Genomic DNA, 21,718 nt, shown 5'->3' on the forward strand with positions numbered 1-21,718 from the left:
TTGTTTCGCCGGATCAGACGTGAAGCGGCGCGCCGGTCGAGGCCGCCGCGTTGTGGGTTCACGGCGGCTCGATTATGTCCCGGATCGGACGCCGCCTGCGCCGCGTGCTCATCGGGGTCGGGGGCGGGTGTCCGCCCGGATCCCGCTCGCGAGAGCGGGTTTGTACCGGGTGGATCCGCCGAAGCAGTTCGGCGCGCCCGTTCCCAGGCACTGGTCAGACGCACGGGCAGGCAGCGCATGGCGCGCGACAGCAACGACATTACGCCGCTCACCACGCGCGCCGAACTGATCGAATGGTTCGCGGCGGGCGAGAAACCGCGCGCGCGCTTCGCGATCGGCACCGAGCACGAGAAGATCCCGTTCTACCGCGAGACCCGGACGCCGGTGCCCTACGAGGGGGACCGCGGCATCCGGGCGCTCCTGGAGGGTCTGGCGCGCGAGACCGGCTGGGAGCCGATCCTCGATCTCGGCAACATCATCGGCCTGTCGGCGGAGGCGGGCGGCGCGATCTCGATCGAGCCCGGCGGCCAGTTCGAGCTGTCCGGCGCGGCGCTTCCCGACGTGCACGCCACGGCGGCGGAACTCGCCACGCACCTCGCCGCCACGAAGCGGGTGGCCGATCCCCTGGGCATCGGCTTCCTGACGCTGGGCATGAGTCCGAGATGGCGCCGGGACGAGACCCCGGTCATGCCCAAGAGCCGGTACCGGATCATGGCCGGCTACATGCCGAAGGTCGGGTCCCTCGGCCTCGACATGATGCTGCGCACCGCCACCGTGCAGGTGAATCTCGACTTCGCCTCCGAGGCCGACATGGTCCGCAAGATGCGCGCGTCCCTGGCGCTGCAGCCGGTCGCGACCGCGCTCTTCGCCAACTCGCCCTTCACCGATGGCCGGCCGAACGGCTTCCTGTCGCGGCGGTCGGAGATCTGGCGCGACACGGATGCCCACCGGACCGGAATGCTGCCCTTCGCCTTCGACGCGGGGTTCGGCTACGAGGCCTATGTCGACTGGCTGCTCGACATGCCGATGTACTTCGTCAAGCGCGGCGACATCTACCACGACGTGTCGGGCGCCTCGTTCCGCGACCTGATGGCCGGCAAGCTCCCGCAGATGCCCGGCGAGTTCGCCACGGTCTCGGACTGGGCCAACCACGCCTCCACGGCCTTCCCGGAGGTGCGGCTCAAGCGCTTCCTGGAGATGCGCGGCGCCGATGTCGGCGACCCCGGCATGATCGCCGCCCAGGCGGCCTTCTGGGCGGGGCTCCTCTACGACGAGTCGGCCCTCGACGCCGCCCTCGACCTCGTGAAGGGGTGGAGCCCCGCCAACCGCGAGGCCGCGCGGGCCACGGCGCCGCGTCTGGGCCTCGCGACCCCGGTGGCCAAAACCACGCTCGGGGCCGTCGCCGCCGAGGCCCTGGCGATCGCCCGGGCGGGCCTCCGGGCGCGCGGCCGGCGCGACGCCGAGGGCCGGGACGAGGTGATCTACCTGCAGCCGCTCGAGGCCATCGTCGCGGCCGGACGCACGCGGGCCGAGGATCTCCTTGCCGACTACGAGGGGCGCTGGGGCGCCTGCGTGCGCCCGGCCTTCACCGAATGCGTCTTCTAGCGACGGCCTGAACGACCCTCGCGGCCCGCGCGAATCGCCGTTGGAACGTGCTAATGGAACGTTCCGACAAAGCGCAGCGCTCTGGGAGAGGCCGCATCATGACCCGCATCATCGCCGCAATCCTCGCCGGGCTGGGGGCCGTGCCGGCGAGCCTCGGGACGGGGCAGGCCGCCGACCTGGCGCCGTTCCAGGGCCCGGCACCGACACCCGGTCACTGGCCCCCTGGAGCCGGCGGCCGCATCGCCGGCACCGTCGCCGCGCGCGTCCGGCCGGAGTACAGCTATTACGGCGAGTACGGCTATCCCGCGCCGTTCGGCTACGGCTACGCCTACGCGCCCGTCCCGAGCCGCGGCTTCGAGTACGGCTATCACGGCCCCCGCTACGTGTGGACGGCGCCGGACAGCTATTCCGGACCCGCCTTCGGCTATCACGAGTGGTGAGGGCGCCGCTGGCGCCGCGGCGCGGCGGTGCCTATGACGCGCTGGGGCCGGCATCCGCGCCGGTTCGGGAGCTTCCGGTGTGCGAGACCAGGATCCGGACTGCGTCGACCTCGACCTGAGCGGGCTGAAATGTCCGCTCCCGGTTCTGCGTACCCGGAAGGCGCTGCGTGGCCTCACCGCCGGCCGGACGCTCGTGGTGACCTGTACCGACCCTCTGGCCGCCCTCGACATCCCGAACCTCGTGCGCGAGGAGGGCGCCCGCCTCGACGCCGCCGAACCGCTCGAAGGGCCGCCCGCCGGGCGCCTGCGCTTCCGCATCACCGCGTCCGCAAGGCCGCCGCATTCCTGAACGATCCGTCGGGCTTCAGGAGCGAGGTGAGATCGGAATGGCACCACGGATCGGGGGCGTGCGCCTCGTACATGACGGTTGGGCGCGCTACCTCGTCGCCGAGGTGATGCAGGAGGACGGGAGCCGCATCACGCGGGAGATGGAGGATCACGGCCGGGCCGTCGCGGTGCTCCCCTACGATCCGGACCGGCGGGTCGCCACGCTCGTCTCGCAGTTCCGGGCGCCGGTCCTGTACTCGGGCGGGCCGCCGAGCCACGTCGAGGTGCCGGCCGGACTCCTCGACGAGGGCGCCTCCGAGGACGAGGCGCGGCGCGAGGCGATGGAGGAGACGGGCCTGCGCCTGAGCGCCCTCGACTTCGTCGCCAGCGCCTGGTCGATGCCGGGGATCTCCACCGAGCGGATGGACCTGTTCCTCGCCGCCTATGGCGAGTCCGACCGGACCGGCACCGGCGGCGGCCTCGCCGCGGAGAGTGAGGCCGTGGCGGTCCACGAGATCCCGCTGTCGGAACTGGCCGCCATGGGCCGCCGCGGGGCGATCACCGACATGAAGTCGCTGACGCTGCTCTTCGCGCTCCAATTGCGGCGGCCGGACCTGTTCGCAGAGCGCCGCTGAGGTCAGCCGGCGCGCCGCCGGAACTGGTCCCGCACGGCGAGGCCGACGAAGCGCCAGGACTTGATGAAGTAGCGCCGGAACAGCCGGCGCGGCGCCTGCAGGAACCGGTAGATCCACTCGAGGCCGAGGCGCTGCATCAGCCTCGGCGCGCGCGGCAGGAACCCGGCGGCGACGTTGAGGGCGTCGCCGACGCAGAAGACCACCGGCTCGCCGAGCGTCTGGCCGTGGCGATCCACCCAGATCTCGGACTTGGGCGCGCCGACGCCCATCACCAGCAGCGTCGTCCCGTGGGCGTGGATCCGCTCGGCCAGGGCGCGGCTGTAGGCCGCGTCGTGCTCGAAGCCGAAGGGCGGCACGGCGCTCGCCACGGCGCCGGGCGGCAAGCCCGCCGCCTGCAGCCGGATCGCCAGCGCGTCCGCCGCGTCCTGGCGGGCGGAGACGAAGAAGACCCGCTGCGCGAAGGCCGGCGGATCGGCCAGTATGCAGCCCAAGAGGTCGTGGCCGGTGATCCGGTGCACGGGCTGGCCGCACGCCTTCCGGGCCAGCCAGACCAGCGGCATCCCGTCCAGGGTCCTGGCCGCGGCGCCCGCGTAGGCCTCGCGGAACGGCGCGTTCTCGCTGAGCTGGACGATATGATCGACGTTCGCCGTGACGATCATCCGCGGGCGGCCGTCTCGCCGGGCCGCGACGGCGGCCACGAGGGCCGCGGCGGGACCGGTGTGGAACCGGTGTCCGAAGAGTTCGACGGTCGCGCCCGTCTGCGGCGATCCGGACGCCGCGGAGGCCGGGGCGCTCACCGTGTGTGCCTCTCCGAGGACCGGATCCATAGAGCCCAGGTAGAGGCTGACCTCACCGATGTCACGCATCGGCGGCCCGGAAGCTCGCGGCCGGCCGGGTGGCGGCGCGCAGGTTGCGGCGCCGGTCGCTGTCGGCGCCCAGCATCAGGGCGATGCCACCGCCGAGCAGCAGGCCGAGGACCAGCGCCACCGGCAGAACGATCTTGGGCGAGGGCGGGAAGGTCCGCTGGCGCGCCGGCACCGCGGCCGAGATGATCCGGACGTTGGTGGTGTTCAGCCGCTCCTGCTCGCTCGCCTCGCGGGCGCGCTTCAGGTAGGCCTCGTAGATGCCGCGGCGGGCGTCGAGGGTCCGCTCCAGCTCGCGCAGGCCGACATAGGCCCGGTCGCTGGACGCGGTCTCGTTCTTCACGCGGTCGAGATTGGCCCGGATCGCCGCCTCGCTCGCGGCGGCGCGGTCGTAATCCTTCTGGGTCGTCTCGATGATCCGCTCCTTCTCGCGCTGGATCAGGCGCTGCAGGTCGCGCTGCTGGGCGTACTGCTCGGCCATCGCCGGGTGGCGCTCGCCGAGGCGCGTGGCGAGTTCCGCGGTGTTGCGGGACAGCGTGGCGTACTGCTGCCGCAGGGCCTGCATCTCCAGGCTCTGCAGCATCTCCGGCAGGGCGGTGCTGGGATCCGACGAGCGCATCCGGCGCGCCTGATCGAGGCGCGACTTGGCCTCCGCGGTCTTGATGGAGGCGGTGACGAGCTGCTGGTTCAGGTCGCCGAGCTGCTGGTCGGTGAGCAGGCGGCCGCTGGCCGCCACGAGCTTGTGGTCCTCGCGGTAGCGCACCACGGCGCTCTCGGCCTGCTCGACGTCGCGCTTGAGGCTGTTGAGCCGCCCCGCCAGGGCGTCCGAGGCGCGCCGCGCGGTCTCGGTCCGGGCCGCGGCCTCCTCGGTGAAGTAGGCGTCGCCGACGGCGTTGGCGATGCGGGCGGCCTTCTCGGGATCGCGGGACTGCACCGAGACGTCGATCACGAAGGTCCGCTCGGCCCGCCGGACGGTGAGCCGGTTCTGCAGCGTGTCGAGGGCGGTGATGACCGGGTCGCGGCTCGCCGGCGGGGGCAGCATGCCGAGCGCGCCCTTGATCCAGGTCAGGGTCGGGTTGTTGCCGTCGGGCAGGACGAACTCGTCGTCCTGATCGAGGTGGAGCTTGGCGATCACCCGGCGCAGGACGCTGTCCGACTGGATCACCCGCACCTGGCTCTCGGCGATCGACACGCCGCTGTCGGCCTGGGGCTGGCGCGCGTTCACGTCGTTCTCGACGACGCGCAGGTCGCTCGGATCGACCAGGACCTGGATGCTCGACGTGTAGCGCGGCGGGATCAGGCCGAGGAGCGCCACCGCCACCGCGACCATGAACAGGCCGCCCAGCACGATGAAGCCGCTGCCGCGCCACAGGCGTCGCAGGATCACGCGGCTGTCTGTCGGCGGCGCGACCTGCGGCAGCACCATCCGCACGGGCTGTTCGCCGCTCATCCGTGTCGAGAAGTCGAACATACGCCCCGCTCCCTGACCTACCTCGGCGGAGACCGCCGCCCGTCACCAGCCTCGTCGCCCGTTCCCTTTCTGACCAGCTTCGTGCCGATCTGGAACAGGTGCTCGCCCGAGGCGCTGCCTTCTTCGGGAGCCCAGCAATCAACATACCGGACCAGTAGTGTCGCCCCGATGTGGCACTTGCTTCAGGAAGCCGGCCGATATCGCTTACAGATGCAGTCCTAACTGTCACGACAATCGGGCGCGAAAAGTTCCCGATTTGCTGGGGACTACGTAAGCCGCGTCACAGATCGCCTTCGCGTGCGACAATTGACTCCAGCGCATCGTAGGCGGCTGGATCGCCGGCCAGGAAGCGCTGGAAGCGCGTCCCGTCCTCGGCCGCGGTTGCGTTCCAGAGCGCGACGTTGACCCGACTCATCTCGCCGGCGCGGGCCAGGCCACCGTCGCGGATCCAGCCGGCGACGGCGCCCGCGGCGGCGTCGGGCTGCTCCGGCCGGATCAACAGGGCCGACGCGCCCAGCACCTCGCGGAACACCGGGTCGTCCGGCGCCACGACCGGCAGGCCGCCGTGCTGCACCTCCAGCAGCGGCAGGCCGAGCCCCTCCGCCTTGGAGGTGGAGACCAGCACGTGGCACGAGCCCGCGAGGGCGCGCAGCTCGGCGTCGGCGAGGTATCCGTGGCGGTGCAGGAACGGCGGCGGTGCCTCCAGGAAGGCGTGCTGCCCCCAGCCGACCCGGCCGACGAGGTGGAGTTCTGCCGGGATGCCGGCGCGGATCAGCGCCGCCGTGAGCGCGAGGGTCGCCGGATAGTTCTTGCGCGGCTCGATGGTGCCGATGGCCAGGATCCGCAGCGGCCGGCCGGGCGCATAGGCCGCCGGTCCCGGCAGGTCGCCCAAGCCGAAGGCGTCGCGGACGGGGGGCCGCAGCAGCGCGACGCGGGCGCGCTTTGCGCAGAGCGCGCGCACGTCCGCCCCGGTGGTGCGACTGTTGACGAACAGGTTCGGGCACCAGCGCAGGGCCAGGGCGAAGCTGGGGCTCATGTAGAGCCGGCTGCGCAGGCTCAGATCCTCCTTCCGCGTGAGCAGGAAGGTGTCGTGGACGTAGAGCAGGCAGCGCGACGCCGCGACGGCGCAGAGCGGCCCGGGCGGGAAGCCCGGGAACAGGAACAGGGCGTCCCGATCCGTCAGCGCCCGCGCCGGCAGGCCGAGCTGCTGCGCGGCGATCATGCCGGGCAGGGAGCCCGCGGTCACCGGCCGCACCGCGTGCGGGGCGAGCCGGTCCGGGGCGAACAGGTCGAGTGTGACCCGCTCGATCCCCGTCACGTGGGCGCGCAGATGGGTCTGATCGAGGTAGATCCGCCGCCGCGCCGGCGCCGAATGCGCGCCGCCCGCCATGTCGCTACGGGCCGTCACGGGCAGTTCCGGCGCAGCGCGCCGGCGAGATAGAGACAGCGTCGCACGAGGAGCGGCATCCGCCGCCCGAAGACCATCTGCTTGGCCCGCCGCAGCCGGCGCACGAGCGGGCGCGAGACGGCGGGGACGGTGCCGCCCGCGCCCGCCCGCAGGGTCGCCGCGAAGGGGAAGTGCCCGAGCATCTCGGGGGCGAAGCGCGGGCCCGACGCGGCGCTCGGCAGACCCTGGCGCCGGAAGACCGCGTCCAGCGACAGCGCCGCAGTGGCCGGGCTGTAGCGGCTCTCCAGCGCGATGCGCGCGAAGGCGCCGAGCCGTGTGCGGGCCTCGCGGTCGCCGACCAGCGCGGCCAGCGCTTCCGCGAGGGCGCCGGACCGCACCGGCACGAGGCGGCCCGACACGCCGTCGATCACGGCCGAGGTCAGGCCGGAGGTGCGGTAGGCGAGCGTCGGCACCCCGCACAGGCCGGCCTCGATGGGCGTCTGCCCGAGGGTCTCGTGACGGCTGGCGGTGACGTGGAGATCGCAGGCCCCGTACCACGCGGCCAGGAGCGCCTCGTCGGCGATGAGGCCGGGCGCGTACAGGTTCGCGACGCCGAGCCGGGCCGGGTCGTCGAGCCGGCCGATCGCCACCACGCCGACGCCGGGCCCCGCCACGGCCTGGAGCGCGGCCTTGAGGTCGGCGAAGCCCTTGTCGGGCCCGTCGACGATGACCGAGGACACGAGGATCAGGACGTCGTCGGGCGGCAGGCCGAGCGCGCCGCGCAGCGCCGCGCGATCGCCGGGCCGGAACACGGCGGTCGGGAAGGCCAGCCGGACGGGCTCGATCACGCTGCCGGGGGGCGCCAGCTCGCGGGCCCGCGCCAGCGTCCAGTCGGAATTGGCCAGCAGCCAGGGCGCGGAGGACTTCGTCGGTGACCCGGGCGAAGCCCCGGCGAGCACCGCGCGCTTCCGGTCGTGCATCCCGGCGATCCGGCCGGGTGCCAGCTCCGGGTACTCGTCCGGGCCGGGGCAGGCGGCGTCGCAGCCGGACGCGGCGCGCCCGCAGTCGCGGGGGTGGGCGCACCGGCCCGTCAGGGGGAAGAGGTCGTGCAGCACGAGGCCGACCGGCCCGCGCCGCGCCAGGCGGCCGACGACGTCGAGGCTGCGGGTGGCGCCGTGCAGGTTGCCGGCGAGGACGAGATCGGGGGCGGCCGCCGCGATCGCGGCCTCCGCCCGCGGGAAGTCGTCGCTCCACTCCGCGGCCTCGGGGCGGCCGCTCAGCGTCACCTCCGTGATCCGGTGGCCCGCGAGTGTCAGCGCCTCGGCGAGGCGGCGCTGGGCCACGCCCGCGCCCCCTCGGGCGCCCGTCCCGGTCAGCGACACGATCGACAGGCCGGCGGCGGGCGGGGGCGGCGCGGCGCTCAGCCTGTGAAGCAGCACCGGGCGGCCGATCACGCTCCGCCGGTCCGCGGCGATCGTCGACCAGGCGGTGGCGGCGTCGAGCACGCCGTCGGCATCGAGGACCGCGTGGCCCGCGAGGGCGTCCCGCCGCCAGAGGATCCCGCCGCCCGCGGCCTCGGGGCCGTCGAGGCCGCGGACGGCGTCGTCGAACAGGACGCGCAGCCCCGCCACCGCGTCGGCGCCGCTGAGCGCGGCCTCCAGCGCCAGGGCGGTCAGCGCGCCCGGCGCGAGCAGGTCGCCGGCGCGCAGCCAGAGCAGGTGATGTGGATCGGGATCCGCCAGGACCCGCGCCGCGGCCGCGCGGCCGTCCGTCGGGTCCAGCACGTCGTGCCGCAACTCCTGGTAGCCCTGGCGCAGAACCGACGCGACGGTCTCGGCGAGCGCTGGATCCGCGCCGGCCACCGTCACGATGCGGATCCGCGGCCACGGACGCCCGTCGGGCAGAGACCCGGGACGGGCCGGCGCGCGGGCGCCGCGCCCGAACGGCCAGTCGGCGACGCCGTGGGCGGGCGATGACATGTCTGCGGCGTCGGTCACGGCGGCTCTGGCGGCGGCTCGGGTCTCGTGCGGGTCGGCAGAGTGGACGGGAAGGTTGAAGATTGCCTCTCGGAGCGGGCGGCGCCTCAGGCCGCCACGCGGATCCGCGCCGGGCCGGCCTCGATCCGGCCGATCCGGGCGGCCGCCGGGTAGCCCGCCGCCCGGATGCGCGCCAGGATCGCGTCGGCCCGGTCGGCCGAGCAGGTCACCAGCAGCCCGCCCGAGGTCTGCGGGTCGGTCAGGAGATGGCGGCGCCACTCGGGGAAGTCGGCCGGCAGGTCCACCGCCTCGCCGAACGCCGCCCAGTTGCGGTGCGAGGCGCCGGTGACGGCGCCGGCGCGCGCCAGCGCCTCCGCCTGCGGCAGCAGGGGGAGGGCGTCGGCCTCGAGGGCGAGCGTGAGGTCGGCGCCGCGGGCGATCTCCAGGCCGTGCCCCAGGATGCCGAAGCCGGTCACGTCGGTGAGCGCGTGCACGGCGGGGTCGGCGGCCAGGTCGGTCCCGATCCGGTTGAGCAACGTGGTCGTGGCGATGAAGTCGCGGTAGCCGGCCTCGTCGAGGGTCGCCCGCTTGATCGCCGCCGAGTAGACCCCGACCCCGAGGGCCTTGGTGAGCAGGACGGCGTCTCCGGCCATCGCGTCGGCGTTGCGCCGCACCGCCTCGCGGCGGCAGGTTCCGATCACCGCCAGACCGTAGATCGGCTCCGGCGCGTCGATCGAGTGGCCGCCCGCCACCGGGATGCCGGCCTCGGCGCATTGCTCCGCGCCGCCGCGCAGGATCCGCGCGACGACGTCCGGGTCGATCTTGCCCAGCGGCATCCCGAGGATCGCGAGCGCGAACAGCGGCCGGCCACCCATGGCGTAGACGTCCGAGATGGCGTTCGTCGCGGCGATCCGGCCGAAATCGACGGGGTCGTCCACCATCGGGGTGAAGAAGTCCGTGGTGGCGATGACGCAGGTGCCGTCCTCCAGCTCCCACACCGCCGCGTCGTCCGCGGTCTCGTTGCCGACGAGGAGCCGCTCGAACGGGCCCGCCGCCGGCTGCTGGGCGAGGAGCTGGCGCAGCGTGGCCGGGTCGAGCTTGCAACCGCAGCCGCCGCCGTGGGCGAGGCTGGTCAGGCGGGGGGCATCGCTCATCGCTGAACTCCGTTCCGGATTACCAGGGGTCCTGGCGGTGTCAGTAGCGCGTCGTCAGCGCGTTGAGCCAGTCCGGCGAGGCCGCGACCGCCGCGGACTCGACCTGCTTGTCGAGCCCCGTCAGCACCAGCAGGCCGAGCACGACCATCACGGTGCCGAGCGCGGCCTTCGCGGCCCGGCCGGCCGCGGCGAGGCCGCCGCGCCAGCGCAGCAGCGCCTCGCGGGAGACGAAGCCGAGGAGCATCAGCGGGGCCGCGGCGCCGATCCCGAAGGCCAGCATCGTCAGGGCGACGCTCCCGAGATGCTCGCCCCGCGCCGCCATCAGGGAGGCCGCGCCCAGGGTCGGTCCCACGCAGGGACTCCAGGCCGCGCCGAGCAGCAGCCCCACGGCGAACTGGCCGGACAATCCCCCGGCGCCGGCGCCGCCGAAGCGGTCCTCCGCCCAGGCGCCGACCGGGCCGGCCGCCGTGGCGACCCGGGACTGGAGCCGCGGCAGCATCAGAACCACGCCCAGGAGCACCAGGAGCACCGCGCCGACGCGCCGGAACACGTCGCCGTCGAGCCCGATGGTGAAGCCGATCGTCGCGACGAACAGCCCGATGGCCGTGAAGGCGATCGCGAGACCGGCGGCCAGCGCCGCCGGACCGAGGCGGTGCTCGGCCGACGCCGTGCCGAGCACGATGGGGATCAGCGGGAGCACGCAGGGCGAGAGTACCGAGAGCAGGCCGGCCAGGAAGGCGAACCCCACCGTTCCCAGCATGCTCCGTGCCCTCCCGCTGGCGCCTCGCCGGAGGAGGCTTCGACCCTGGCGCGCGGGCCGTCAACGCGCCAGGCGGCCGCGGGCCCGCGGGAACAAGGCGGCCGCGCGCCGATTTCGGCGGCAGGCCGGCGGCGTTGCCGGGCAAGGCGCTCAGGTAAGGCGCTGAGGTAAGGCGGAGCGGACCGGTGACCATCTTCTTCACGGGCGACACGCATTTCGGCGACCCGCGGGCGCTGCGCTTCGATCACCGTCCCTACCCGGATCTCGAGGCCCACGATGCCGGCCTGATCGCGGCCTGGAACGCGACGGTCGCGCCCGGCGACACGGTCTGGCACCTCGGCGATTTCGCCCTCGGGCCGAGCGGCGACCGGATCCGCGCGATCCTCGCCGGATTGAACGGTGAGAAGCACCTGATCGTCGGCAACAACGATGGGTCCGACACGCTGACGGCGCCCGGCTGGGCGTCGGTGCGGCACTACGCGGAAGTCGCCGTCGAGGGGCGGATGGTGGTGCTCTGCCACTACGCGTTCCGCACCTGGAACGGCATGAGCCGGGGCGCTCTCAACCTCCACGGCCACAGCCACGGCAAGCTCAAGCCGATGCCGAAGCAGTACGATGTCGGCGTCGATCCGATGGGTGCGGCCCCCGTGCAACTCTCGGCAATCCTGACCTCCCGCCTGCGCCGGAAGCCGTAATTCGGGGCGGAACTTTCACGTCAGCTTCACTGTTTCAGCGGACAGAGTGGGAGTGGATCTGAGCCGCTCCGAGAAACCCGGCAGGACCGCCCGCGGATCTGCCATCACAAACCGTGTGTGAGTGTTCCCGTGAGTGCCAAGTCGGTCACTCTGACCCGCTGCCTCGCCAGCCTTCTGGCAGGCCTCGCCCTGACTTCCGCCGCGTCGGCCCTGCCGTCCTGCATCGAAGCCCAGCGCAAGGTCGACGAGGCGAACGCCCTGCGCTTCCAGGCGCGTCAGGAAGCCCGCCTGGGCAACCATGACCGCGTCTGCGACACGCTCGACGAGGTGGGCGACCGCTACGACGATGCCCGCGACGCGTTCGAGCGATGTGGCGAGGGCGTCGTGGCCATCGACCTCCGCAGCGAGCTGCGGGGTCTGCGGATCGCCAAGAAAATCAACCGCTGCGACTGACCGGGTGCGCGATCGCACCTCGGACGCCCCGTTCCTGAAGCATCACCCCGATACGCGCGACGCTGGTCGCCGAGAAGGTTCTGCGCCGATGACCCCCGCCACGCTCTCCAACGACATCGAGCCCGCCGTCACCCGCACCGGTCCGTCCTTCGCGGCCGCCCTGTGCGGCTTCGTCAGCACCACCGTCGCCACGACGATGCTGCTGATGCTGATCGGCACGTTCTGATTACGGCGCGACCGACCAGAATCTCTGGCGGTTGAACAGCATCTCCTGGGAGCCGATCTTCGGGGCCGGCTCCGTCCTGCGTCCGCAATCGTGCTCGACCGGCTTCGTGACGGCCGCCAGCGTCGCGGGCGCCGCCGGTATCAGGCCGAGGCGGGACTGCACCTCCGGCTGCCGCGCCGCCGCGATGGTCAACACGCAGGCGATCAGGCCGCCGGCAACAGTTCCGAGAACGAAATTCAACATCGGGGTGGGGATCCGGGGGCCGGTTCCTTTCGGCCGCACAGCGTCGTCGAGAACCAACCCGGCGGGATCATGGCGGATGCGGCGCTCACGCGCTTTTAACTCCTGATCTGCGACAGCTACGCGCTAGCTTGCCTCAGTGGCAGGTCCGACGACGGGGCTGGACCGCCGATGAACTACGCCGCCAACGCCTACGCCAAGACTTCTCACAGCGCGCTGTCGCCCCGCGAAGCCGAATCCGCCGTGCTGCTGAAGGCGGCCCAGAAGCTGATCGGTGCTAGTCAGGGTCTCGTCAGCGGCGACGCCGGCCGGATCAACGAGGCCCTGTCGTTCAACCAGCGGGTCTGGACGCTGCTGACCTCCGAGGCGACGTCCGCGGAGAACCCGCTCCCCGCCGACGTGAAGCAGGGCGTCGGTCGCCTGGGCGTGTTCGTGCTCCAGAGCTGCATCGACACCATGATCGCCCCGACGCCGGAGAAGATCGCCACGCTGGTGTCGATCAACAACCACATCGCCGCCGGCCTCCAGGGCAATCCCGGCTAGAGGCCGGGCCTCGTCAGGGAGCCGCCGCCTGATCCGCCACGTCGGCCTGCGATGCCGAGCCGGCGGCCTCCCACTCGACGAGTTTGCGGCTCAGCTTGAGCGACCGGTAATACTCGCCGGCCTCGACGGCCTGCGCGATCGCGGCGATCTGCTCGGCCGCGGCCGGCGCCAGCCCGAGCAGGTCGGTGGCCTGCCGGAAGAACAGGTCGATGCTCTGCGTCGGGTCGTCGGCGAGGTAGATGACCGTCAGCGTCAGGTGGAGACGCTTGCAGGCCGTGTCGGCCTCGCTCTCCGTGATGATCTCGCTCTCGCGCAGGAACTTGCACTGCGTCTCGATCAGGAAGGTCGAGCGACGGTCGCCGTTGCGCAGCAGCGCGCCGTTGATGATCAGCCGCTCGAACGGCTTGAGTTCCAGGCGCAGGGGCATCGGGCGTTCCTTTCTAGAAGACCCGGCGATCTCATTCGTGAACCGTTAACGTTTTGAGAATTTCCGGCGGCCTCGCCACCGTTGCGGCGGGCGACCGCCGTGGTAAACTCAGACAAATCACAGTGCACTGCGATCTGTCGAGGAGGTCCGATGGCGGCGCAGCCGGATCGTCGCGCGCGGTATCCGAGCCTCGCCGGGAAGCGCGTCCTCGTGACCGGCGGCGCCTCGGGCATCGGCGAGGGGCTGGTCGAGGCCTTCGTCGGTCAGGGTGCCCGCGTCCTGTTCTGCGATATCGCGGACGATGCGGCCCGCGCCGTGGTGGCGGGTCTCGCGCCCGGCGCCGCGCACGCTCCGCTCTACCGGCGCTGCGACCTGACCGATGTCGAGGCGGTCCGCGCACTGGTCGCCGAGGCCGACACGTCCCTGGGCGGGCTCGACGTCCTGATCAACAATGCCGGCAACGACGACCGCCACGCTCTCGCGGACGTGACGCCCGCCTACTGGGACGACCGGATGGCGGTGAACCTGCGCCACCTGTTCTTCGCCGCCCAGGCGGCGGTTCCGGCCATGCGGCGCGCCGGCGGCGGCGTGATCCTCAACTTCGGGTCGATCAGCTGGCATCTCGGGCTCAGGGAGATGCCGCTCTACCAGACCGCCAAGGCGGCGATCGAGGGAATGACCCGCGCCCTGGCCCGCGACCTCGGCCGCGACAACATCCGGGTGGCGTCGATCGTGCCCGGCAACGTCCAGACGCCCCGGCAGGAGCGATGGTACTCGCCGGAGGGCGAGGCGGAGATCGTCGCCGCACAATGCCTCGGTGGGCGGATCCAGCCGGCCGACGTCGCCGCGCTGGTCCTGTTCCTGGCCTCGGACGACGCGCGCATGTGCACGGGCCACCCGTACTTCGTGGACGCGGGCTGGCGCTGAGCCGGCGGCGGGTAAGGACTCGGCCGGACCAGGGTCGCCACCTGCGCTCCGGCCCGGCCCGCTCCCGTGCCTCAGTCGCACGTCTCCTTCTTCACGGTCTTCGAGTCGCCCATGTCGTTCTCCTTGCGCACCGTCTTGGTGACGCAGCCGTCGCCGTGGTCGTGGACGGTCACGGACTTCGACTCGGTGGCCGGGCGGTCGACGACGACCGCCGGACGGTCGCGCTCGATGACGGTGGTCTGGGCGTGCGCGGCGGCGCCGAGGCTCAACAGGGCGGCGGTCGCGAGCAAGGTCGTGCGCATGCGGAAACTCCAATACCGATTTCGGTACCGGGTAACGGCAATGCCAGCTTGGGCGTTCCGCGGATTCTCGGTGTCGTGAGGCGGGCCGAACCCGTAACCAACTTGGCTCGGCCCGCGCGCCGTTCGGCATGAGGTGCAGCCGGAGCGACGGCGCCAAAGACCGCGGAAGCCGACTCGTGGCAACCCCGGCGGACTACGTGCGCGGCGCGCCCGGACTTCAACCGCCCGTCATCGGGGGGAAGAAGGCGATCTCGCGGGCCCCGGCGATCGGCGCGTCCGGCTTGGCATGGGCCCGGTCGATCGCCGCGCGAACGACGCCCGGATCCTCGAAGGCGTAGGCGTACTCCTCGCCCCGGCCCCGGAGCCACCCGACGAGGTCGGCAACGGTGGCGACTTCCGGCGGCGGCGCCAGCTCCTCCTCTGAGCGTCCGATCCGCTCGCGGACCCAGGCGAAATAGACGAGCTTCATCGCTTCACCGTACCGGAGACAGGGCAGGGACCGCGCGTCCCGGAGGCGGGTCCGTCAGCGCGGGTCGTCGATGACGTGCTTGATCCCGGCCCGCATGTAGTCCCAGCCGGTCCACAGCGTGAGCGCGGCGGCGAGCCACAGGAGCGTCAGGCCGATCGCCTCGGTTCCCGGGAGCACCGTCTCGCCCGCCGGGCCGGCCACCAGGAAGCCGAGCGCCAGGAGCTGCACGGTGGTCTTCCACTTGGCGATCCGGCTGACCGGCACGCCGACCTTCAGCTCCGCCAGATACTCGCGCAGGCCGGAGACCAGCACCTCGCGGCACAGGATCACGATCGCCGCCCAGATGTTCGAGCCGACGATGGTGTGGTCCGCCGCCAGCATCAGCAGGCAGGCCGAGACCAGGAGCTTGTCGGCGATCGGATCGAGCATCCGGCCGAGCGCGGAGCTCTGGTGGTAGGTGCGGGCGACGTAGCCGTCGAGGTAGTCGGTGATCGCGGCCGCGACGAACACCCCCAGCGCCGTCCACCGCGCCGTGTGGGATTCGGGCCAGAACAGCAGCGCGACCATCACCGGCACGGCAACGAGGCGCCCGTAGGTCAGGCAATTCGCGAGCGTCCAGGCCGGCGACCGTCGTCGGGGAAGGACGGCGTTCATCGCAGGGGTGAAATCAGAGCGGGGCCCGGGCGTCAACGCCTCAGATCCCGCCTCGGCCATCGCGGCCGGGTTCTCAGGCGCCGGCATGGAAGAAGTCGTAGACCGCCCGCGCGGTGGCGGCGTTCACGCCCGGGGTCCTGGCCAGATCCTCGAAGGCGGCGCGCTCGATCGCCTTCACGGTCCCGAAGTGGTGCAGCAGCGCGCGCTTGCGGCTCGGCCCGATGCCGGCGATCTCGTCCAACGGATTCCTCACCATCTCACGCTTCCGCTTGGCCCGGTGGCTGCCGATGGCGAAGCGGTGCGCCTCGTCGCGGAGCCGCTGCACGAAGTAGAGCGTCGGGTCGCGCGGCGGAAGCTTGAAGGGCGGCCGGCCGGGCACGAAAAACGTCTCGCGGCCGGCATCGCGGTCGCGGCCCTTGGCGACGCCGATCAGGGGCACGCCCGCGACGCCGACTTCCTCCAGCGCCGCCCGCGCGGCGTCGAGCTGGCCCTTGCCGCCGTCGATCAGCACGAGGTCCGGCCAGGCCGGGAACGCCTCGCTCTCGTCCGCCGGCGCGGGCACCGGCTCCGGCACGCCGCCCTCGGCCGCGGAGGCGGCCGCCTCTCGCTCGGTGCGCGGCGCCTCCTTCACGAGCCTCTTGAACCGCCGCTGCAGCACCTCGCGCATCATGCCGTAATCGTCGCCGGGGGTGAGGTCCTCGGACTTGATGTTGAACGTGCGGTAGTGCGCCTTCATGAAGCCCGTCGGGCCGGCGACGATCATGCCGCCGACCGCGTTCGTGCCCATGATGTGCGAGTTGTCGTAGACCTCGATCCGCCGGGGCGCCCTGTCGAGCCCGAAGGCCTGGCCGAGCGCCGCCAGCAGCTTGCCCTGCGAGGCCGTGTCGGCGAGGCGCCGCGCCAGCGCCTCCTTGGCGTTGCGCTGGGCGTAGTCGACGAGGTTCTTCCGCTCGCCGCGGCTCGGCCGGTGGATCTCGACGCGGTACTCCACCCGGCTCGACAGGGCCGCCGCCACCAGCTCCGCGTCCTCGATCGCGTGGCTCGTCAGCACCGTCCGGGGCGCGGGCTTGTCGTCGTAGAACTGGCCGATGAACGAGCCCAGCACCTCGTCGGGCGTCATCGTCCGGTCGGCTTTCGGGAAATAGGCGCGGTTGCCCCAGTTCTGGAAGTTCCGGAAGAAAAACACCTCGATGCAGAACTGGCCGGCCTGCTCGTCGAGGGCGAACACGTCCGCCTCCTCGACGCCCTGGGTGTTGACCCCCTGCACGCCCTGGATCGCCGAGAGGGCGGCGATGCGGTCGCGGAACCGGGCGGCGCGCTCGAACTCCATCGTCTCGGACGCCGCCTGCATCTCGGCGCGCATCCGGTCCTTCACGGCGTTCGACTTGCCGGCGAGGAACGCCCGCGCGGAATCCGCCATGGCGGCGTAGTCCTCGGGCCCGATCTCGCCCGTGCAGGGTCCGGAGCAGCGCTTGATCTGGTAGAGCAGGCAGGGCCGGGTGCGGTTCTCGTAGTAGCTGTCGGTGCAGGTGCGCAGCAGGAAGGCGCGCTGCAGGGCGTTCACCGTCCGGTTCACCGCCCAGACACTGGCGAAGGGGCCGTAATAGTTGCCCTTCCGGCGCCGGGCGCCCCGGTGCTTGACGATCTGCGGGGCGGGGCCGTCGTCGGTGACCAGGATGTAGGGGAACGACTTGTCGTCCCGCATCAGCACGTTGAAGCGGGGCTTCAGCTGCTTGATCAGGTTGGCTTCGAGGAGGAGCGCCTCGGTCTCGGTCGCGGTGGTGACGAACTCCATCGCCGCCGTCTGCGAGATCATCCGGGCGATGCGGTTCGAGTGCGCCTGGCCCCGCGCGTAGGAGCCGACCCGCGCCTTCAGGTTCTTGGCCTTGCCAACGTAGAGGACGTCGCCGCGATGGTCGAACATCCGGTAGACGCCCGGCGAGGACGGCAGGGTCGACCAGAACCTACGGATCACCTCGGTGCCGGCCTGGACGGCGCCCGCCTCGAAGTCGAAGTCGATCTCCGGCGCCTCCGTCTCGGAGAGGCCGGCTTCCGGCTCGTCGGCGGTCTCGTCCCGCTCGGCGTCGCGGCCGTCGTCGAAGGTGTCGGGGGGCAGGTCTGAGAGGGCTCTGCGGCTCATACCGCAGATCTAAGCGTTCCGAAGCGCCAAGGGGACCGGGGCGGCGACAAAAATCGCGCGCCCGGTCCGATCGATCAGTCGAACAGCGAGTCGATGTCGCTCTGGTCGACGTGGCCGATATCGTGGTCGAGCTTGGGCCCGTTGAGGAGCGAGCTCTCGTCGTCCAGGGAGGTCGGCACCGGCATCACGGTGATGAGCTCCTTGAAGCTGTCGAGCTCCGACCACGTGGCGATGAGCCGGTCGAGATGCTCCTCGATGAACTTCATCACGCTGACGATCTTGGTGATCCGCTGGCCGGTCAGGTCCTGGAAGTTGCAGGCCTCGTAGGCGGTGATCACGCGCTCGAGGATCACGTCGACGTGCTGCTTCGTGCCGGGCGGCAGCGTCGCGGCGTTGAGCATGCCGGCGTGGCTCTCGATCTCCTCGATCGCGCCGAGGAGCTGCGTGGTGGCGCGCTCCGTCGAGTCGACCACCGCGTCGAGCTCGTCGGCCGCCCGGCGCATGCCCTTGCCGGTATTCTCGGTCCGGTGCAGCGTCGCCAGCTCCGACTTGGTGCGGGTGATCGCCTCCTTCATCACGTCGAGCTCGGTGCGCATCGCCAGCGCCTCGTGCAGCTCGCGGCGGCACGACTCGATGGTCTCGCTCGCGCTCATCTGCGTGACGCGGCGCAAGTCCTGGATGGCGTTGAAGATCTCCTCGAGGCGCTCGCTCGAGGCGGACGCCCCAGGCCCGGGAGGAGGAGCCGCGGGAAGCCCGAGACTGTCTTCGATGCGATAGCGCTTCTGGGTCATCGTCCGGGCGTGGGCGTTCGGGTTCCGTCGCCGCGACTGTCTACCATAACGGTTAGCGGACTGTGACTGCCGCGCTTCATGCGGCGGCCTCGGTAATCTCTGAGGCGAGGCCCGTGCCGCGCGGTGAGGCTTAACCGCCGATTCACGCTGGCGGCGACCGGCCGGGGAGAGGCCGGGCCACGCCGGCGATTCACCACGTTCGTTCACCTGATTCGGTAAAATTCAACGGGATCGTTCGCGGGCCGGGAGCAAGGGCTCCGGCTCGGGAGCATGCGACGATGCGGCGTTCAGTCCGTCTGGGAATGGGGGTGGCTGCGGCCGCGTTCGTGCTGTGCGGCCCCGCCCGGGCGCAGCAGGCGCGCTACGCCGAGGGCGGCTACGGCGGCGGCCTGATCGAGTATCTCGTCACCGGCAGTGCCGGCGGCAGCGGCGCCGGGCGCGGCTGGCCGCAGCGCGCCACCCCGCAGCAGCGGGTCGCGGCCTATTCCGGCGAGCTGGTGCCGGTGGAGCCGGAACCCTCCCAGGCCTACGGACAGGCTTACGGACAGTCCTACGGTGCCCCCCAGACTTACGGCGCGCCGCCCGCGGCGGCCTACGGCTCACCCCCGGCGGATCCGGGCCGGATCGGCCGCGCGGTCTCGCCGGAGTACCAGCGCCAGGAGGTCGCCTTCGCGGGGCGGCAGAAGCCCGGCACGATAGTGATCGATACCGCCGGCAAGCATCTCTACCTCGTGCAGGCCGGGCAGCGCGCCCTGCGCTACGGGATCGGCGTCGGCCGCCCCGGCTTCGCCTGGAGCGGTCTCAAGACGGTCAGCCGCAAGGCGGAGTGGCCGGACTGGACGCCGCCGGCCGAGATGCTGGCCCGCCGACCCGATCTGCCGCGCCACATGGCCGGCGGCCCGGAGAACCCGCTGGGCGCCCGCGCCCTCTATCTCGGCTCGTCGCTCTACCGGATCCACGGGACGAACGAGCCCAACACGATCGGCCAGTCGGTCTCGTCGGGGTGCATCCGGATGATGAACGACGACGTCATCGATCTCTACGAGCGCGTGCCGGTGGGAACGCGGGTCGAGGTCCTCTGAGCGCCCGCCGCGACCCCGTCGCGGGCCGAATATCCCGGAGACAAAGAAGGCCCGGCCGCGCCTGACGCGACCGGGCCTCCCGCTCGGTGTGGGGACGATCAGGTCCAGTCGCTGTCGTCGCCGCCACCGAGGTCGCCGCCGAAATCGCCGCCCGGATCGCTGTAGCCGGCGTCCTGGAAGCTACCCATGTCGCCGCCGCTGTTGTCGAGGGCCGAACCGAGATCCTGGTTGCCGCCGCCGTCGCCGTAGTAGTTGTTGACGACGGTCTCGCCGCTCCCGCCGCCCAGGCCCGCCGCCGCGGCGCTGCCGAGGCTGGAATGGCCGCCCGCGAAGGCGTTCGACAGGGCGCTGCCGAGGAGCATGCCGCCCGCCGCGCCGGCCGCCATGGGCAGGGCCGTCGCCATGAAGCCGCCGCCGCGCGCCGGGGCCTGGGGCTGGCCGCCCCACGGACCGCCCTGCTGCTGCGGGTAACCGCCCTGCTGCGGGTAGCCCTGCTGCGGATAACCCTGCGGCGGCGGGCCGCCCTGATTGCCCCAGGGCTGGCCGCCCGGGCGCGGCTGGCCGTAGCCGGGCTGGGGCTCCTGGCGCTGCTGGCTGCCGCCGCCGAAGATGCTCGACAGGAAGCCGCCGCCCCCGGAGGACTGGGCCGGGGCCGCCTGGCTGCGGGCCTGCTCCAACTGCTGGTTCAGGCTCTTGATCGCCTCTTCCTGCACGTAGATCAGCTGCGCCATGGCGTAGGGCGCGTAGGGCTGCGCGCGGAGCTTGTCGGCGATGAAGCGCTCCGCCTCCGCGTCGCGGGGCTGGGTCTGCGCCTGCTCCAGCCGCTGGAAGATTCCCGAAATGACGTCGCGTTCTTCGCTGTTCATGGAGTCGTCCTCCTCGAATCTCACCCGCGGGCCCGAACGCGCCGCATGGCAGCTAGGACATGGGTGCGCGGCGACGCTTTGTCAGGGGGATTGCGAAAACTTCATCCGCCTGTCCCGAAACGCGAGAAGCCCGACCTTCCGGCCGGGCTTCCTGCAGGCAGAGTGTGGGGCGCGGCCGCGGCCGCGCCGACGCGATCCTAGAACGTGCCGAACTTGTAGTTCAGGCCGGCGCGGACGACGGCGAACTGGTCGTCGCGGCGGCCGACCCCGCTGTAGACGACCGGGAAGTTGTTGGCAGCGTTGATGACGAACGCGCCCTGGTTGCGGGTGCCGCGGTCGAGGTTGACGTACAGGCCTTCGACCTTGAGCGTCACCGCCGAGGAGCGGAAGAAGTTCAGGAACGAGTCGGTCGGCAGGGCGTACTCGATGCCGCCGCCGGCGGCCCAGCCGGTGCGGAAGCTGTCGTTGCCGGCGAAGCCGCCGAAGGAGCGGTCGGCGCTGCCCGAGCCGTAGGCGAAGCCGCCGGTGCCGTACACGAGGGTGCGGTCGAAGGCGTAGCCGAGGCGGCCGCGCACCGTGCCGAAGAAGTCGAGGCTGGAGAGGCCGCGCGGGTCGGTGAGGTAGTAGCCGGGGGCGACGGCGCCGGAGACGAAGGCGTTGTTCCGGCTGCGGCCGAAGTCGAGGTACTGGGCGTCGGCCTCGAAGCCGATCACCACACCGGAGCCCGGGGTGAACTGGTAGTTGTAGCCGATCTGGCCACCGCCGGAGAAGCCGTCCTGGCTGCGGTTGCGGAAGGAGGCGACGGTGCCGGGGGCGGCGTACGGGAAGGGGACGGCGAAGGTGTTGCCGGTGTTGCGGTCGCTGGCGTCGAAGGCGTAGCCGGCGTTGATACCGAAGTAGGCGCCGGTCCAGGTGAACACCGGGACGGGGGTGAAGATCGGCGGCGGGGCGGCGCGGCGCGGCAGGTCGGCCGCGAAGGCCGAACCGGCGAAGGCGACGCCCGCGAGGGCCGTGGTCACACGGAGCATGGATTTCATGATCTGGTCCTCACTGGTGGTCCGCGCCGTCCCTCGCGGGAACGGTTGCGGAACCGGGTCTGGCTGCGTTCCAGCGGTTCCAGGGTTGCTTTGCGCTCCGCGGTGTCGCCGACCGCTCTCGCGGCCCCTTGTGGCAACCCGCCGTTTTCCCCGGCACCTTAACCCCTGAACGCGGTCGAATGGCCAAGGTTCATTTACGGCTACGCTTTTTTCCAGGCCGGCGGTCGACAAAATGTCGCACCCCCTTT

25 protein-coding genes are annotated in these 21,718 nt (G+C 72.0%); 10 read left to right on the forward strand and 15 right to left on the reverse strand.

All coding sequences use genetic code 11. The annotated features are described in order from the left end of the window. The first annotated feature begins 237 nt into the window (after positions 1-237). The 4 genes from LOK46_RS28260 to LOK46_RS28275 all read left to right on the forward strand — a co-directional run bounded on the left by LOK46_RS28260 (position 238) and on the right by LOK46_RS28275 (position 3,007). A complete protein-coding gene (locus LOK46_RS28260; protein ID WP_273561614.1) occupies positions 238-1,605 on the forward strand; it encodes a glutamate--cysteine ligase in 1,368 nt (455 codons plus the stop codon). 98 nt (positions 1,606-1,703) lie between these two features. Next, entirely contained in the window at positions 1,704-2,045 is a 342-nt protein-coding gene (locus tag LOK46_RS28265) for a hypothetical protein (protein ID WP_273561615.1), read from the forward strand. 79 nt (positions 2,046-2,124) lie between these two features. Further along, the gene (locus LOK46_RS28270) at positions 2,125-2,394 is read left to right on the forward strand and encodes a sulfurtransferase TusA family protein (protein WP_273561616.1); all 270 of its coding nucleotides are present in this window, start codon (positions 2,125-2,127) and stop codon (positions 2,392-2,394) included. Between the two features lie 37 nt (positions 2,395-2,431). Next, complete coding sequence (locus LOK46_RS28275; RefSeq protein ID WP_273561617.1) at positions 2,432-3,007, forward strand: NUDIX domain-containing protein; 576 nt, start codon at positions 2,432-2,434, stop codon at positions 3,005-3,007. Positions 3,008-3,009: 2 nt separating this feature from the next. Here the strand turns inward: LOK46_RS28275 and LOK46_RS28280 are convergent, their stop codons facing one another. From LOK46_RS28280 to LOK46_RS28305, 6 genes are all read right to left on the reverse strand, one after another. Continuing rightward, positions 3,010-3,873 (reverse strand): WecB/TagA/CpsF family glycosyltransferase, encoded by an 864-nt coding sequence (locus LOK46_RS28280; RefSeq protein WP_273561618.1) that lies wholly within the window; start codon positions 3,871-3,873, stop codon positions 3,010-3,012. Next, positions 3,866-5,320 (reverse strand): GumC family protein, encoded by a 1,455-nt coding sequence (locus LOK46_RS28285; protein ID WP_273561619.1) that lies wholly within the window; start codon positions 5,318-5,320, stop codon positions 3,866-3,868. Before LOK46_RS28285 ends, LOK46_RS28280 begins: the two co-directional genes overlap by 8 nt. A gap of 301 nt (positions 5,321-5,621) precedes the next feature. Next, positions 5,622-6,749 (reverse strand): glycosyltransferase, encoded by a 1,128-nt coding sequence (locus tag LOK46_RS28290; RefSeq protein WP_273561620.1) that lies wholly within the window; start codon positions 6,747-6,749, stop codon positions 5,622-5,624. Then, complete coding sequence (locus tag LOK46_RS28295; protein WP_273561621.1) at positions 6,746-8,725, reverse strand: glycosyltransferase; 1,980 nt, start codon at positions 8,723-8,725, stop codon at positions 6,746-6,748. The genes LOK46_RS28290 and LOK46_RS28295 overlap by 4 nt, the downstream gene beginning before the upstream one ends. An 86-nt stretch (positions 8,726-8,811) precedes the next feature. Beyond that, positions 8,812-9,858 carry a selenide, water dikinase SelD gene (gene selD, locus LOK46_RS28300; protein WP_273561622.1) on the reverse strand — a complete coding sequence of 349 codons (1,047 nt, stop codon included), beginning with the start codon at positions 9,856-9,858 and terminating at the stop codon, positions 8,812-8,814. A gap of 40 nt (positions 9,859-9,898) precedes the next feature. Beyond that, complete coding sequence (locus tag LOK46_RS28305; RefSeq protein WP_273561623.1) at positions 9,899-10,618, reverse strand: cytochrome c biogenesis CcdA family protein; 720 nt, start codon at positions 10,616-10,618, stop codon at positions 9,899-9,901. Between the two features lie 185 nt (positions 10,619-10,803). Here LOK46_RS28305 and LOK46_RS28310 point away from each other — a divergent pair, with 185 nt between their 5' ends. The 3 genes from LOK46_RS28310 (at position 10,804) to LOK46_RS28320 (ending at position 11,992) form a co-directional block, all read left to right on the forward strand. Next, positions 10,804-11,313 (forward strand): metallophosphoesterase, encoded by a 510-nt coding sequence (locus LOK46_RS28310; protein ID WP_273561624.1) that lies wholly within the window; start codon positions 10,804-10,806, stop codon positions 11,311-11,313. Between the two features lie 129 nt (positions 11,314-11,442). Next, complete coding sequence (locus tag LOK46_RS28315; RefSeq protein WP_012322287.1) at positions 11,443-11,766, forward strand: hypothetical protein; 324 nt, start codon at positions 11,443-11,445, stop codon at positions 11,764-11,766. An 88-nt stretch (positions 11,767-11,854) separates the two neighbouring features. Continuing rightward, on the forward strand, positions 11,855-11,992 hold the full coding sequence (locus tag LOK46_RS28320) for a hypothetical protein (protein WP_273561625.1): 138 nt from the start codon (positions 11,855-11,857) through the stop codon (positions 11,990-11,992). Here the strand turns inward: LOK46_RS28320 and LOK46_RS28325 are convergent, their stop codons facing one another. Next, on the reverse strand, positions 11,993-12,235 hold the full coding sequence (locus LOK46_RS28325) for a hypothetical protein (protein ID WP_024828112.1): 243 nt from the start codon (positions 12,233-12,235) through the stop codon (positions 11,993-11,995). It lies immediately after the preceding gene. Between the two features lie 168 nt (positions 12,236-12,403). Here LOK46_RS28325 and flaF point away from each other — a divergent pair, with 168 nt between their 5' ends. Continuing rightward, on the forward strand, positions 12,404-12,775 hold the full coding sequence (gene flaF / locus LOK46_RS28330) for a flagellar biosynthesis regulator FlaF (RefSeq protein WP_273561626.1): 372 nt from the start codon (positions 12,404-12,406) through the stop codon (positions 12,773-12,775). Between the two features lie 13 nt (positions 12,776-12,788). Here flaF and LOK46_RS28335 read toward each other — a convergent pair whose 3' ends face one another. Then, positions 12,789-13,202, reverse strand: a complete 414-nt coding sequence (locus LOK46_RS28335; RefSeq protein ID WP_273561627.1) for a flagellar biosynthesis repressor FlbT — start codon at positions 13,200-13,202, stop codon at positions 12,789-12,791. Positions 13,203-13,352: 150 nt separating this feature from the next. Between LOK46_RS28335 and LOK46_RS28340 the strand changes: the two genes are divergently transcribed. Further along, positions 13,353-14,129, forward strand: coding sequence for an SDR family NAD(P)-dependent oxidoreductase (locus LOK46_RS28340; protein ID WP_273561628.1), 777 nt, complete (start codon positions 13,353-13,355; stop codon positions 14,127-14,129). A gap of 71 nt (positions 14,130-14,200) precedes the next feature. Here the strand turns inward: LOK46_RS28340 and LOK46_RS28345 are convergent, their stop codons facing one another. From LOK46_RS28345 to LOK46_RS28365, 5 genes are all read right to left on the reverse strand, one after another. Beyond that, the gene (locus LOK46_RS28345) at positions 14,201-14,431 is read right to left on the reverse strand and encodes a hypothetical protein (RefSeq protein ID WP_273561629.1); all 231 of its coding nucleotides are present in this window, start codon (positions 14,429-14,431) and stop codon (positions 14,201-14,203) included. A 217-nt stretch (positions 14,432-14,648) separates the two neighbouring features. After that, a complete protein-coding gene (gene moaD, locus LOK46_RS28350; RefSeq protein WP_029357972.1) occupies positions 14,649-14,900 on the reverse strand; it encodes a molybdopterin converting factor subunit 1 in 252 nt (83 codons plus the stop codon). A gap of 54 nt (positions 14,901-14,954) precedes the next feature. Further along, on the reverse strand, positions 14,955-15,554 hold the full coding sequence (gene pgsA, locus LOK46_RS28355; RefSeq protein ID WP_012322295.1) for a CDP-diacylglycerol--glycerol-3-phosphate 3-phosphatidyltransferase: 600 nt from the start codon (positions 15,552-15,554) through the stop codon (positions 14,955-14,957). A 73-nt stretch (positions 15,555-15,627) separates the two neighbouring features. After that, positions 15,628-17,694, reverse strand: coding sequence for an excinuclease ABC subunit UvrC (uvrC, locus tag LOK46_RS28360; RefSeq protein WP_273561630.1), 2,067 nt, complete (start codon positions 17,692-17,694; stop codon positions 15,628-15,630). A gap of 74 nt (positions 17,695-17,768) precedes the next feature. Beyond that, on the reverse strand, positions 17,769-18,485 hold the full coding sequence (locus LOK46_RS28365; protein ID WP_020090645.1) for a protein phosphatase CheZ: 717 nt from the start codon (positions 18,483-18,485) through the stop codon (positions 17,769-17,771). Between the two features lie 278 nt (positions 18,486-18,763). On the opposite strand from LOK46_RS28365, the gene LOK46_RS28370 reads away from it, so the two are divergent. Further along, positions 18,764-19,567: a L,D-transpeptidase gene (locus tag LOK46_RS28370; protein WP_273561631.1), complete on the forward strand. Its 804-nt coding sequence runs from the start codon at positions 18,764-18,766 to the stop codon at positions 19,565-19,567. A 98-nt stretch (positions 19,568-19,665) separates the two neighbouring features. On the opposite strand, the gene LOK46_RS28375 is transcribed toward LOK46_RS28370, so the two are convergent. Together LOK46_RS28375 and LOK46_RS28380 are read right to left on the reverse strand one after the other, a co-directional pair. Then, the gene (locus LOK46_RS28375) at positions 19,666-20,433 is read right to left on the reverse strand and encodes a DUF2076 domain-containing protein (protein WP_056531727.1); all 768 of its coding nucleotides are present in this window, start codon (positions 20,431-20,433) and stop codon (positions 19,666-19,668) included. A gap of 197 nt (positions 20,434-20,630) precedes the next feature. Further along, positions 20,631-21,470 carry an outer membrane protein gene (locus tag LOK46_RS28380; RefSeq protein ID WP_273561632.1) on the reverse strand — a complete coding sequence of 280 codons (840 nt, stop codon included), beginning with the start codon at positions 21,468-21,470 and terminating at the stop codon, positions 20,631-20,633. Between the last annotated feature and the right edge of the window lie 248 nt (positions 21,471-21,718).

Source organism: Methylobacterium sp. NMS14P, assembly GCF_028583545.1.
In the GTDB taxonomy this organism is placed as follows: Bacteria; Pseudomonadota; Alphaproteobacteria; order Rhizobiales; family Beijerinckiaceae; genus Methylobacterium.